12 protein-coding genes are annotated in these 12,791 nt (G+C 65.0%); 10 read left to right on the forward strand and 2 right to left on the reverse strand.

All coding sequences use genetic code 11. The annotated features are described in order from the left end of the window. Window positions 1-15: 15 nt before the first annotated feature. Window positions 16-1,533, forward strand: a complete 1,518-nt coding sequence (locus RHODMAR_RS06740; protein WP_042938273.1) for an HNH endonuclease signature motif containing protein — start codon at window positions 16-18, stop codon at window positions 1,531-1,533. An 89-nt stretch (window positions 1,534-1,622) separates the two neighbouring features. Here the strand turns inward: RHODMAR_RS06740 and RHODMAR_RS06745 are convergent, their stop codons facing one another. After that, window positions 1,623-2,525, reverse strand: a complete 903-nt coding sequence (locus RHODMAR_RS06745; RefSeq protein ID WP_008712702.1) for a polysaccharide deacetylase family protein — start codon at window positions 2,523-2,525, stop codon at window positions 1,623-1,625. Window positions 2,526-2,736: 211 nt separating this feature from the next. Between RHODMAR_RS06745 and RHODMAR_RS06750 the strand changes: the two genes are divergently transcribed. From RHODMAR_RS06750 to RHODMAR_RS06790, 9 genes are all read left to right on the forward strand, one after another. Next, complete coding sequence (locus tag RHODMAR_RS06750) at window positions 2,737-3,342, forward strand: TetR/AcrR family transcriptional regulator (protein ID WP_442970036.1); 606 nt, start codon at window positions 2,737-2,739, stop codon at window positions 3,340-3,342. Further along, a complete protein-coding gene (locus RHODMAR_RS06755; protein ID WP_008712706.1) occupies window positions 3,339-4,841 on the forward strand; it encodes a flavin-containing monooxygenase in 1,503 nt (500 codons plus the stop codon). Before RHODMAR_RS06750 ends, RHODMAR_RS06755 begins: the two co-directional genes overlap by 4 nt. Beyond that, a complete protein-coding gene (locus RHODMAR_RS06760) occupies window positions 4,838-6,529 on the forward strand; it encodes a GMC oxidoreductase (RefSeq protein ID WP_008712708.1) in 1,692 nt (563 codons plus the stop codon). Before RHODMAR_RS06755 ends, RHODMAR_RS06760 begins: the two co-directional genes overlap by 4 nt. Then, window positions 6,529-7,164 carry an acetoacetate decarboxylase family protein gene (locus RHODMAR_RS06765; protein ID WP_008712710.1) on the forward strand — a complete coding sequence of 212 codons (636 nt, stop codon included), beginning with the start codon at window positions 6,529-6,531 and terminating at the stop codon, window positions 7,162-7,164. Before RHODMAR_RS06760 ends, RHODMAR_RS06765 begins: the two co-directional genes overlap by 1 nt. Before the next feature lie 153 nt (window positions 7,165-7,317). Continuing rightward, window positions 7,318-7,791: a Dps family protein gene (locus RHODMAR_RS06770; RefSeq protein ID WP_008712712.1), complete on the forward strand. Its 474-nt coding sequence runs from the start codon at window positions 7,318-7,320 to the stop codon at window positions 7,789-7,791. Between the two features lie 96 nt (window positions 7,792-7,887). Beyond that, window positions 7,888-8,595 carry an HAD family hydrolase gene (locus RHODMAR_RS06775; RefSeq protein WP_042938274.1) on the forward strand — a complete coding sequence of 236 codons (708 nt, stop codon included), beginning with the start codon at window positions 7,888-7,890 and terminating at the stop codon, window positions 8,593-8,595. Next, on the forward strand, window positions 8,592-10,391 hold the full coding sequence (locus RHODMAR_RS06780; protein WP_008712716.1) for a glycoside hydrolase family 15 protein: 1,800 nt from the start codon (window positions 8,592-8,594) through the stop codon (window positions 10,389-10,391). Before RHODMAR_RS06775 ends, RHODMAR_RS06780 begins: the two co-directional genes overlap by 4 nt. A 29-nt stretch (window positions 10,392-10,420) precedes the next feature. After that, on the forward strand, window positions 10,421-11,221 hold the full coding sequence (locus RHODMAR_RS06785) for an SDR family NAD(P)-dependent oxidoreductase (RefSeq protein WP_008712718.1): 801 nt from the start codon (window positions 10,421-10,423) through the stop codon (window positions 11,219-11,221). Between the two features lie 10 nt (window positions 11,222-11,231). Then, entirely contained in the window at window positions 11,232-12,203 is a 972-nt protein-coding gene (locus RHODMAR_RS06790) for an LLM class F420-dependent oxidoreductase (protein WP_008712720.1), read from the forward strand. A 126-nt stretch (window positions 12,204-12,329) separates the two neighbouring features. Here the strand turns inward: RHODMAR_RS06790 and RHODMAR_RS06795 are convergent, their stop codons facing one another. Continuing rightward, window positions 12,330-12,755, reverse strand: coding sequence for an SRPBCC family protein (locus tag RHODMAR_RS06795; RefSeq protein WP_008712721.1), 426 nt, complete (start codon window positions 12,753-12,755; stop codon window positions 12,330-12,332). Window positions 12,756-12,791 lie beyond the last annotated feature (36 nt).

Consider the following 12,791-nt stretch of genomic DNA (forward strand, 5'->3'; position numbering starts at 1 on the left):
TATAGCTTTCGTGGTGTGACGGCATTGGGGGATGTGTTCGAGCTCGCGGACCAGGAATTGGTCTCCGAGCTCGCTGCCGTGACCTCTCGCGAAAATGCCCTCGCTGCAGCGAGATTGACGCTGTTGGCCGAGATCGACCGGCGTGGTTTGGCGATGAAACTCGGCCACTCCACCGTGACGCGGTGGTACGCGAAATCGGTTCGGATCACCGACGGGTCCGCAGCCCGCCAGACCGCACTCGGACACTGGCTCACCGACTGGCCCACTGTGCTGGGCGCTCTCACGGGTGGTGAGATTCATGCCGCGCACGCGTCGGCGATCGCCGACGGCTACACCACCGTCGTAATGGCCGATCCCACAGTGGACGAACGGCACCGCGACGCCGTCGTCGCCGAACTGCTCGACACCGCCAGGCGAAGCACCGCCGGCGGGGTCACCACCCGCGCGCAGGCGCTGGCACATTCGGCGGCCGATGACGCCCGGGCCAGGCACGAGAAGGCAGAGAAGGAACGACGCGAGCGTGAGCGGGAACAAGCCCGCCGGGCCGCTGACAATGCCGGTACCGGGGATGCGGGTGCCGATGGTGCCGGAGCGGGTGCTGGTGGTGCAGATGGCGGTGGCGAACGCGGTGGCGGCGGTGACAGCGGATCGGCCACTGGCGATCAGGCACCGCCAGGACAGCCGCCGGTGCCGGTGTCGGAGAACCCGGATCTCAATCGATTCGATCTGCACCCTCTCGCCAACGGTCGCTACCAACTCGGTGGAAACATCGACCGGCTCCTGGCCGAGAAGCTGCTCACGGCCCTGTCGCCGTTGACAGCGCCGAGGCCCGGTCCGGGCGGTGAACGTGATGTTCGGAGCCCGTCGAAGCGCCGCGCCGACGCGCTCCATGTGATTCTCGACCGACACCTGCGCGGTGGTGCCACCGGATCAGCCGGCGGTTCGCGGGCGTCGGTGCATCTGGTTGTTCCACTGCGGGATTTGCTCGCTCACAGCGGTGAGAAGCGATCCGGAAGCCCTGCAGCGGATTCGGCTGAACTAGCCAACGATGATGAAGGTCATGACGCCAGGAAGCAGTCGATACCGAAGCCGGGTGATGTCGACTGGCCGTTCAACTTCGACTGGACCGGGCCGATGAGCCGCTTCCTCGCCGAACTTCTCACCTGCGACGCCGACCTGACCCCCGTCATCGTCGACCACCACGGCGTCCCACTCGCGCTCGGACGCACCACAAGACTCGCCAGCGACGACCAACGCATCGCCCTGACCATCCGCGACACCTGCTGCGTGATGTGCGGCCGCCCCGCACAGTGGTGCCAAGCCCACCACGTGAAGTTCTGGGAACACGGCGGCACCACCGATCTGAGCAACCTCGCGCTGGTCTGCGGTGAATGCCACCGCCTCGTTCACCGCGGCGACTGGCAACTGATCATGGGAGAGGACGGCCACCCCTACGCCATCCCACCCGACACCGTCGACCCCAGAAGGCACCCCATCCCCAGCTACCACCGCCGAAAACAACGAGCCGCCTGAACCACCGGTCGGCTGTGGACCGGATGCGCGTTCGAGTGCGCCTCGGGTCGCGCAGCCGGATCGGTCGTTCCTGCTGTCGTCCGGTGCGACTATGCGTCACCTATCGTCATCGGCGGCGGAACCAGTCCTCGATAGTGCTCAGCTATGTCACCGGGGGTGGTGAACCACACGCCGTCGCTGTTGTCGGTCATGTGCTGCAGAGCGGCGCGGAATCGTCGGAGCCGATACGGCTGGCCGGTGAGGAACGTGTGCAGCGAGATCGCGAGCACCACCGGCTGGTGGCTCGAATTCTCCTTCAGCTCGTCGAAGCTGTCGACAATGGTGCGCTCGAACGACGATGCGGTCTGATGATGGTGGACGAACACCGGTAGATCGTTGACCTCGTGCGGGTACGGGACGCTGAGCAGCGGTCCGCCCCGGGTCTGCAGCCACACCGGCTGATCGTCGATGGGCCAATCCAGGGTGTATCCGTACCCGCGCTCCGCCAGCAAATCCTCGGTGACACGGCTCGGGTTGGCTCCGGGGCTCATCCATCCTCGGGGCGGCGCGCCCTCGTATCGCTCGATCGCAGCGGTGACATCGTCGATGGAGCGGCGCTCGGAATCCTCGTCCTGATCGTTGGGTTGCACGGCGTTCGTCCGGCCGTGCGCGACAACCTCGGCGCCGAGCGTCCGGAACGCGGCAGCCAGCTGGGGAGCGTGCTCGTACACTTCGCTGTTGACCAGTAACGTCGGACGAATTCCGCTCTGCTGCAGTGTTTCTGCGATGCGGAAGCCGCCGACGCGGTTGCCGTACTCACGCCAGCCCCAGTTGTAGGTGTTCGGCTGGTCCATCGCGGGCGTGTAGCCCAGACCGGGCGCTCCGTCGTCGTAGGGAAAGTGCTCGCAGTTGACTGCCACGTAGACCGCGAGGCGTGCGCCGCCCGGCCACTCGAATTGTGGACGATCGCCGATGGGGGAGTAGTCGAAGCGTCCATGAGATGCGAGAGCCATGAAACCGGAATGGCCCACCGAGGGGCGAGGCAAACCGCCGGCGGCTCGGTACAGTCGGCGCACGTGTGCGATGTCGACCGATTCGGCCGAGGTACTTGGGTCGACGCGGCCATCCGTTGCGCGTCCAGGGCATCGGCCTCGTCGCGGGTGCGAGAGTGAGCCGAAGATCAACTTAAAGTCAGGCTGGACTGTTTGTTGTTTTCGCGCTACTGTGCGAAGTGTGACTACCGACACAGGGCTGAGCGGCACGGGGCCGACCGAGCGTCGAACGCAGGCCGAACGCACCGCAGGAACTCGAGCGAAGCTGCTCGACGCCGCGATCGACTGCCTCGTCGAACTGGGCTTCGCCAAGACCAGCACCCAGGAGATCGCCCGTCGCGCCGGTGTCTCTCGTGGCGCGCAGCTGCATCACTTCCCGACCAAAGAGTCGCTGGTGATCGCGGCTGTCGAGCACTTGGTCGACCGCCGCCTCTCCGAGATTCTCGAGGCCCAACCCGACCCCGAGCGAGGACCCGAGATCCTCGCCGACGCGTTTTCGGGGCCCTTGTTCTACGCTGCCCTCGAGCTCTGGGTGGCCGCTCGTACCGATCCGGCGCTGCACGAGGCGATGATCCCCCTCGAGCGCCGCGTCGCCGAGGCGATCCAGGGTGGCGCCCAGATCGTGATGGGTAGCCGGATGTCAGCCGAATCCATCGAGCTCAGTGTCGAACTCGTCCGCGGCCTGGCCGTGTCCGCGCTGTTCCGTACCCCCGAGGCCGACGCGCAGCTGCGCGAGCGGCTCCTCCCGATCTGGTCCGACAAGGTGATGACATCATGAATCTCGAAGAGCGCGTTGACATCCTGGTGGTCGGGGCCGGTTTCGCCGGTCTTGCCGCGGTGGCGAAGATCCTGGCCGACGACCCCGGAGCCGACGTCACCGTCATCGAGCGCGCCGGCGACGTCGGCGGGACCTGGCGCGACAACACCTATCCCGGCTGCGCGTGCGACGTGCCCACCTCGCTGTACTCGTTCTCGTTCGCTCCGAGCCCCGAGTGGAGTCACACCTTCGCGCGACAACCGGAGCTGTTCGACTACCTACGTTCGGTTGTCGACCGCCTGCAGCTGAAGGATCGAATCGTCACGAACTGCGAATTGCTGTCCGCGACCTGGGACGAGACGCAGATGCGGTGGTCGGTGCAGACCACGAAGGGCGCGACGAGCGTCCGGGTGTTGGTCGCCGCCACCGGTGCGCTGTCCACTCCGAAGATCCCGGACGTTCCGGGCATCGATACGTTCGAGGGCACGGTGTTCCACTCCGCCACCTGGAATCACGAGCACGACCTCACCGGTGAGCGCGTCGCCGTCATCGGCACCGGAGCGTCGGCGGTGCAGTTCGTCCCCGAGATCGTCGACAGTGCAGAACGACTTACGGTCTTCCAGCGCACCCCGGCCTGGGTGATTCCGCGCTTGGACCGCACCATCGGCCGGCTCGAGCGCACGCTCTACAAGCGCGTTCCGTTGGCGCACCGGGCAGTTCGCGGTGTCATCTACAGCTACCGCGAGGCGTACGTGACGGTGCTGGCCGACAACCCGTGGATGCTACCGGCGGTGAAGGTGTTCGCGAAGGCGAATCTGAAGCGGCAGGTCAAGAACCCCACGACGCGGGCAGCTCTGACCCCCGATTACGCACCCGGCTGCAAAAGGCTGCTGCTGTCCAATGATTGGCTGCGGACCCTGGACCGGCCGGACGTCGATCTCGTGACGTCTGGCCTGACATCGGTGACCGAGAACGGCGTGGTCGACGCCTCCGGCCGCAACCACGAGGTGGACACCATCATCTTCGCGACGGGGTTCACTCCCACCGAACCGCCGGTGTCCCATCTGCTGCGCGGCGACGACGGCCGCACTCTCGCTCAGTATTGGGGCGGTAGTCCGCAGGCGCATCTCGGGACCACTGTCGCCGGGTTCCCGAATCTTTTCCTGATGTACGGACCCAACACCAACCTCGGGCACAGCTCCATCGTCTACATGCTCGAGTCGCAGGCCAACTACGTGGTGTCCGCGCTGAACGCGATGAAGGACCGTGGCATCGCGGCCGTCGATGTCACCGAAAATGCTCAGCAACAACATAATTCGTGGGTGGATTCCTCGCTCGACGGCACGGTGTGGAACGCCGGAGGCTGCTCGAGTTGGTACCTCGACGCCAACGGCCGCAACTCCACGATGTGGCCCACCTACACATTCCGGTTTCGCAACAAGACGCGAGAGTTCGATGTCTCGAACTATCGAATCGTCTCCGACACTCTCGATTCAGACAACGAGGTGGTATCCGCATGAGCGACTACGACGTATTGATCATCGGCTCCGGTTTCGGCGGCAGCGTTGCCGCGCTGCGGGCCGTCGAGAAGGGTTACCGGGTGGCGGTCCTCGAATCCGGCCGTCGATTCGAGGACGACGAGCTGCCGAAGACCAGCTGGCGGTTGCGCAAGTACCTCTGGGCTCCCGCGTTGGGTTGCTATGGGGTGCAACGCATCCACTTGCTACCCGACGTTCTGGTGATGGCAGGTGCCGGTGTGGGCGGCGGCTCGCTGAACTATGCGAACACGCTGTATCAGCCGCCGACGAAGTTCTTCGAGGATCCGCAGTGGGGTTCCATCACGGACTGGAAGCGTGAGCTGACTCCGTACTATGACCAAGCGCGTCGGATGCTCGGCGTCGAGACCAACCCGACGATCACGCCCTCGGACAAGGTGATGAAGGAAGTGGCCGAGGACATGGGCGTCGGCGACACGTTCACCTCGACCCCGGTCGGTGTCTACTTCGGTGATCGTGGCAAGACCGCGCCCGACCCGTTCTTCGGTGGTGCCGGGCCCGAGCGCACCGGGTGCACCGAATGCGGATCGTGCATGACGGGGTGCCGCGTCGGAGCAAAGAACACACTCGTCAAGAATTACCTGTATCTCGCCGAACATGCAGGTGCGCATGTTCTTCCGTTGACCACCGTGGTGGACGTGCGGCCGAACGGCGCAGGTTACGACGTGGTGACGCGCCGGACCGGCGGCAAGCTGCGTCGCGGCGAGAAGACGATCACGGCTGATCAGGTGATCTTCTCGGCCGGCACCTACGGCACCCAGAAGCTGATGTTGGCGGCCAAGGAGAAAGGATCGTTGCCACGGTTGTCGAACAAGATCGGCTCGCTGGTGCGCACCAATTCCGAGGCCGTGCTCGCAGCGACCGCCCGCGGCCGTGAGGTCGATTATCACGAGGGTGTGGCGATTACGTCCTCGTTCCATCCCGACGACCACACCCACATCGAGCCGGTGCGATATGGCAAGGGCAGCAACGCGATCGGCCTGTTGCAGACCGTGCTCAGCGACGGCGGCGGCAAGATGCCTCGCGTACTCAAGACCCTCGGCGTGGCGCTGCGTCACCCCGGCGCTGCGGTTCGCAGCCTGTCGGTGCACCGGTGGTCGGAGCGAACCGTCATCGCGTTGGTGATGCAGACCGACGACAACTCTCTCGAACTCGGATCGAAGAAGGGTGCGTTCGGCCGCCGCCTCACCAGCAGGCCCGGGCCGGGCGACCCACCGCCGCAGTGGATTCCGCAGGGACACACAGCCATCAGGTTGCTCGCCGACAAGATCGGCGGCGACCCGGGCGGATCGATCGCGGAGATCGTCAACATCCCGATGACCGCGCATTTTCTCGGCGGTTGCGCGATCGGTGATTCGCCGCAGACCGGTGTCATCGACGGCTATCAGCGCGTGTACGGCTACGACGGACTGCACGTGCTCGACGGCTCTGCTGTCAGTGCCAATCTGGGCGTCAATCCTTCCCTCACGATCACAGCGCAGGCCGAGCGGGCAATGGCCCTGTGGCCCAACAAGGGTGAGAGCGACAGGCGGCCCGCGGTGGGTTCCGAGTATCGGGAAATCAGACCGACGCAGCCGATGCGTCCGGTGGTACCGCTGTCTGCGCCGGGCGCGCTGCGTCTTCCGCTGACCGTCGTCGGGAGGGATTCGTGATGTGGAGTGTGGCCGAATCCGAGAGCGAGCGCACCGACTGGCCCGTCAGCCCTGCAGCTCCCTGGCCGGCTAATGTGCGGGCCACGATCTGGTGGCATCGGGCGCGGTCGTCGGACTTCGGGCCGGCGGGTGCCGCGACGCTACCGATCACCATGGCCATGGTCGTCGATTACGTGACGTCACCGGTGGGCCCGTACCGCGAGATTCTGGCGAGTCCGGTTCTGCGCCGGGATGTCGGCCGCATCCCCAGGATGTCGGTGCCGTTCATCGCCGTCGATTCCGCGACGTCGGTGCACGGCGGTCGGACCAACTGGCACCTGCCCAAGGTGCTGGCCGAATTCGACGGTGATGTGCTGGGTGAGGCCGGGGTGAGCAGCGGTGAATGGTCGGTGCGGACGAAGTCCCGCGGCTTCGGGCCGCCGTTCCCGATGCTCGGGTCCATCGGGTTCGCACAGCCGGTGGCGAGCGGCTCGGCCGTGGGTGTCGCCAGCCTGAAGGGAAAGGCGAGGCTGGCCCGAGTGGAGGTGGACGCATCCGGCCCGACGTTGAGTCGCTGGATGCCGTCGGGCACGTATTTCGGAATGCAGATCGTGTCAGGTTCCATGCGGACGGGTGAGGCTCGGATGATGCCCTGAGCGCTCCGGGGCAGTTCTGCTGGGATCGGCGTCACAGGGGCAACGGACGCCGATGTGGAACAATGCACGGTGACATGCCGTTGTGCAGTACAGACGAAAGCACAATAATGGCGTGCGATGCATACCGTCGTACAACGGCAGGGAGGCCACCTCATGACGAACCCCATCACCAGCACTCTCGACGCAGGTCAGCAGAAGATCGCGGGTGACGCGCTCCAGGGAACCGTTGTCGATCTGATCGACCTTTCGCTGATCGCGAAGCAGGCCCACTGGAACGTGATCGGTAAGAACTTTCGCTCCGTGCACCTCGAGCTCGACGAATTGGTGACGGCAGCACGTGATTTCACCGATCAGGCGGCCGAGCGCGCGACGTCCATCGGCGTCAGCCCCGACGGGCGCGCCGCGACTGTCTCCGCAACTGCGGGAACAAAGGGCTTCGGAGCGGGTTGGACGCAGGACAGCGAAGTGGTCCCGGCTGTCGTCGACAACATCGCCGCGGTCATCGAGCGTCTTCGCGGACGTGTCGCGGACACCGGGGAAGCCGATCCGGTGACCCAGGACCTGCTCATCGCCATCACTGCGCGCCTGGAGCAGCTGCACTGGATGTGGCAGGCACAGGCCAGCTGACACCGGACACGACCGATGGGCCCCTCGCGTGAGCGGGGGGCCTGTTGTTTTGTGCAGCGACTGTTTGCGTGCATCGACCATGGGTATCCCGCGGTCATGCCTGTGAGTGTTTCGACCGTCGACCCTGTTGTGGTCGATGCTGTTCTGTTCGACATCGACGGCACGCTCGTCGATTCCAATTTCGTGCACGTATCCGCCTGGTCTCGTGCGTTTCGAGAGGCAGGACGACAGGTGTCGGCCTGGCGCATCCACCGTTGCATCGGGATGGACGGTTCCAAGTTGCTGGAGTCTCTGGTCGGATCTTCCGACAGTGCGCTGGCTGCGGAGGCGAAGAGGCTGCACGGTGAGTACTACGCTGCAGCGTCTACAGATCTCGAGGTGCTGCCTGGGGCGCGGGAACTTCTGGCAGATATCCAGTCCCGTGGAATCACCGTGGTGCTGGCCACTTCTGCTCCCGAAGCCGAATTGTCCACGCTGCGGGATCTGCTCGACGTCGAGGATTCTGTTGCGGTCGTGACCTCCGGCGAGGACGCCGAGGTTGCCAAGCCCGAACCCGACATCATTGCGGTTGCGCTCGAGCGTGCCGGTGTCGAACCACCGCGAGCGGTGATGGTGGGCGACAGTGTGTGGGACATCGAGGCCGCCGGTCGCGCCGGAGTGCGCGCCATCGGCGTGTTGAGCGGTGGAATCTCGCGCGCAGAGTTGCTCGACGCAGGTGCGGTAGCGGTCTTCGACGACCCCGCGGATCTGCTGGCGAACATCGAGAACAGCCCCGTCTACACCGGTGAAGGGGCAAGCGCGTGAGCGAGTTACGAAGGCCCAAGCCCAGAGTCGACGGGTACGTCCCCATCGAGAGCTACGCGGCGATCGGTGACGGCAGAACCGTGGCGATGATCGCCGACGACGGACGCATCGATTGGCTCCCCGTCCCGAATCTGGATTCACCACCGCCTTTCGCCGCACTGCTGGACTACGAACATGGTGGATGGATCGAGTTGGCACCGGTCGCGGACTTCACGGTTCAACGCGAATTCGTCTCGGGTACAAACGTTCTCGCCACCACCTTCAAGACTGCCGACGGAACGGTGCGGGTCACGGATTCGCTGAACACCGGTGTGGCGGGGCGGTTGCCGTGGATGGAATTGGCGCGCCGAATCGACGGCCTCGACGGGACCGTCGAGATGGGGTGGAAGGTGGCACCCGGAACCATGCTCGGTAAGGCCTCACCCTGGGCCTACACAACCGAGCACGGCACGGTCCTGCGGGTGGACGGGCTGACCCTCGCCGTGCGAACCCTGGGCATCGACGATCCGCAGGTGGAGACGCAGAACATTCATGGGGTGTTCTCCACGGAGCCCGGTTCCAGGCATGCTCTGGGAGTCGTCGGTACCGAGAACGAACCATTGCATCTGCCCGATCCGCAGAAATTGGACGAGGGCATCGACCGGACCGTCCTGAACTGGCGGATGTGGTCGGACGAGTGCAAGTACGAGGGGCCATGGGCAGAGCACGTGGCGCGCAGTGCTCTGGCGCTGAAACTGTTGCTGCACAGTCCTTCCGGTGCCATCGCTGCTGCTGCGACGACATCTCTGCCGGAGAACCGGACCGGAGGGAAGAACTGGGATTACCGCTACGCCTGGGTCAGAGACGCCGCCTACACGATCAGAGCAATGCAGCGGTTCGGGCTTCGCGAGGAAGTACACGCGGCCGTCGCCTGGTTGTTGAAGGTCATCAGGGCCAACGGTCCTCTGGTCAACGTGTTCTACACGCTCCAGGGAGAGTTGCCGGGGGGAACCGAACAACCGGATGTGCCCGGCTGGCGCGAAATCGGGCCGGTTGTCAATGGCAACGCAGCGGCAGATCAGTTGCAGCTGATGATCTTCGGGGACTTGTTCTCGATCATTCGGCAGTACGTCGACGCCGGCAACATCCTCGACGCGGAGACCGGTCGATTACTGGCCAGCATCGCCGACGAGGCCTGCGACTCATGGCAGCGCAAGGACGCAGGGATCTGGGAACTCGAGGACGAGCGGCACTACACCAGCTCCAAACTCGGGTGCTGGCAGGCGCTCGACTGCGCCGTTCACTTGGCCGAGGCCGGCGAGATCCCCGGAATTCCGGACCGGTGGAAGGCGGAGAAGGGCCGCATCAGGGACTACATCGAAACGCAGTGCTGGTCCGAGGAACGGCAAGCCTATCTCGCGTATCCCGGGGCCGACGGACTCGACGCGTCGGTGCTCCTGGCCGCCGAGATGAATTTCGATCGTGGAGAACGTCTTTCGTCGACCATAGATGCGCTCGGCGACGAACTCGGTGCGGGGCCGTTGATGTATCGCTACAGCGGCGTGCACAAGGAAGAGGCCACCTTCGTGGCCTGCGCCTTCTGGCGAGTGTCGGCGCTGTCGTGCGTCGGCCGTGACGACGAAGCCACGGCCCTGATGGACCAACTGGTGGAGCTGTCCAACGACGTCGGGCTGTACAGCGAAATGATCGATGCTTCGGATGGGTCGTTTCTGGGTAACTTCCCGCAGGGCTTGAGCCACCTGGCTCTGGTGAACGCGGCGCTGACCATCGCGCGCTCGCACGACGCCACAGCCTGACATCGACCTCTAGCGCAAAGTGGGATCATATGGATTTGGGAATCGACGGTAGAGCAGCCCTGGTAACCGGGGCTGACTCCGGCATCGGCTGGCAGACCGCAAAGATGTTGCTGGCCGAGGGCGTTCGCGTCGTGATCAGCGACAAGGACCAGTCCGCGCTCGACGACGCGGCAGCGAAACTCGACGCAGCGGAGGGCCAATTGTTCGCTTTCGCTGCGGACGTCACCGACACCGAGGCCGTCGAGAACCTGGCGGCGCAGACGCAACGGGCCCTGGGAGACATCGATATCCTCGTTCAATCCTCGGGTGTGACCGGAGCACAAGGGCTGTTCCACGAGATCGACGAGGACGGGTGGAGCTCCACCCTCGACATCGACCTGATGGGCCCCGTCCGGCTGCTGCGGGCGTTTCTGCCTGCGCTTCGGCGCGGCGGCTGGGGACGTATCGTGCTGCTGACCTCCGAGGATGCCGTGCAGCCGTACGATGACGAATTGCCCTACTGCGCAGCCAAAGCCGGTGTGCTGGCGCTCGCCAAGGGTCTTTCCCGCAGCTACGCGTCGGAGGGATTGTTGGTCAACGCGGTCTCTCCCGCTTTCATCCACACCCCGATGACCGACGCGATGATGGACAAGCGGGCCGAGGAGAAGAACACCGACCGCGACGGTGCCATCGAGAGCTTCCTCGACGAGGAGCGTCCGCACATGGAGCTCGGACGGCGGGGTGAACCCGAGGAGGTCGCCTCGGTGATCACCTTCCTGTGCTCGGACCGGGCCAGCTTCGTCAACGGATCCAACTACCGAGTCGACGCCGGTTCCGTCGCAACTATCTAGGAGACACACCATGACCAATTTCGGATACACCTTGATGACCGAGCAGAGCGGACCGAAAGAGCTGGTGCAGCACGCCGTCGGAGCCGAGAAGGTCGGCTTCGACTTCGAGGTCAGCAGCGACCACTACTCTCCGTGGCTCTCATCTATGGGGCACTCCCCGTATGCCTGGACGACGCTGGGTGCGGTGGCTCAGGCCACCGAACGCGTCGAGCTGATGACGTACGTGACGTGCCCGATCATCAGGTACCACCCGGCCGTCGTCGCGCAGAAGGCAGCCACACTGCAGATTCTGGCCGACGGGCGCTTCACGCTCGGCCTCGGCAGTGGTGAGAACCTCAACGAGCACATCGTGGGTGAGGGATGGCCGTCCATCGACAAGCGACAGGACATGTTCGTCGAGGCACTCGAGATCATCAGGGCCTTGCACGCCGGCGGCTTGGTCACCTACGAGGGCAAGCACTTTCGCGTCGACTCCGCTCGGATCTGGGACCTGCCGGAAGGCGGGGTGCCGATCGGTATCGCGGCCGGTGGTGAGAAGGCCGTTGCGCGGTTCGCCGAGTACGGCGACCACCTCATCGCCACCGAGCCGAACGCCGATCTCGTCAAGGCGTGGTCGGACAATCACGAGGGCCCCGCGCGGTCCATCGGGCAGATCCCGATCTCGTGGGATCCGGACAAGGACGCGGCCATCGATCGCGCGCACGATCGCTTCCGCTGGTTCGCGGGCGGCTGGGCGGTCAACGCGGATCTCCCGACGGCGGCAGGGTTCGCCGGGGCCACCAAGTTCGTGCGGAAAGAGGACGTGGCCGACACGATTCCGTGTGGACCGGATCTGGACGCCATCGTCGAGGCCGTGAAGCCCTTCTGGGAGGCCGGTTACACCGACATCGCACTGGTGCAGGTGGGCGACGAAACTCAGGAACGCTTCCTCGCCGAGGCCGCAGGCCCGCTGTTGGAGAAACTGCGCGCTGCGTCGAGCTGAGAAGCGACTCCGAAGGCCCCGACCGATCTATCGGTCGGGGCCTTCGTGCTGCTACCGGCCGCGAACGTAGCCGGCCCGAAGTGGTCGACAGAACCGATTGCCACTGCCGAGAACGATGCAGTCGCGTTACGGGGCCAGGGTCGGCAGATTCTTCGAGATTCTCGATGCCAGTGCCTTGCCGACGATAGGAGCCAGGCCGGGGACCGGTGAATCGAATCCGATCGTGTAGACGAGTTCGGTGCCACCGTCGGTAGTGGGCGTCATCCTCTGGACACCCCAGTGTCCGCGTAGCGGGCTGCCCTTGGTGATGCGGTACTCGATCACAGAGTTCGGCTCCGAGACGACGGTGGTTTCCTCGAACGCGGGCAGTGGCCCCAGCTTGATGCAGCGCACGGAGCCGACTCCGTTGCGGGAGGTGTCGCCGTCTCGAAGTCGCGTGACCTTCGCACTGAACAGCTGGGCCAGGTTCTCGTGTTCGGACAGCGCCGCGAACACGACCTCGGGTGGTGAGACGAACCGGTGCGTCACGTGTACGCGTTCAGGGGTAGGCATCGGGTGGAATCCGTTCGCTGGCTCCGGCAGGGTCGA

The sequence above is a fragment of the Rhodococcus sp. AW25M09 genome (assembly GCF_000333955.1).
GTDB lineage: Bacteria > Actinomycetota > Actinomycetes > Mycobacteriales > Mycobacteriaceae > Rhodococcoides.

Bases quoted from the DNA above. Each gene is read 5' to 3' on its own strand.
- RHODMAR_RS06775 (WP_042938274.1), top strand. From the start codon at position 7,888: ATGCCTGTGAGTGTTTCGACCGTCGACCCTGTTGTGGTCGATGCTGTT.
- RHODMAR_RS06755 (WP_008712706.1), top strand. From the start codon at position 3,339: ATGAATCTCGAAGAGCGCGTTGACATCCTGGTGGTCGGGGCCGGTTTC.
- RHODMAR_RS06790 (WP_008712720.1), top strand. From the start codon at position 11,232: ATGACCAATTTCGGATACACCTTGATGACCGAGCAGAGCGGACCGAAA.
- RHODMAR_RS06785 (WP_008712718.1), top strand. From the start codon at position 10,421: ATGGATTTGGGAATCGACGGTAGAGCAGCCCTGGTAACCGGGGCTGAC.
- RHODMAR_RS06765 (WP_008712710.1), top strand. From the start codon at position 6,529: ATGTGGAGTGTGGCCGAATCCGAGAGCGAGCGCACCGACTGGCCCGTC.
- RHODMAR_RS06760 (WP_008712708.1), top strand. From the start codon at position 4,838: ATGAGCGACTACGACGTATTGATCATCGGCTCCGGTTTCGGCGGCAGC.
- RHODMAR_RS06795 (WP_008712721.1), bottom strand. From the start codon at position 12,755: ATGCCTACCCCTGAACGCGTACACGTGACGCACCGGTTCGTCTCACCA.
- RHODMAR_RS06770 (WP_008712712.1), top strand. From the start codon at position 7,318: ATGACGAACCCCATCACCAGCACTCTCGACGCAGGTCAGCAGAAGATC.
- RHODMAR_RS06745 (WP_008712702.1), bottom strand. From the start codon at position 2,525: ATGGCTCTCGCATCTCATGGACGCTTCGACTACTCCCCCATCGGCGAT.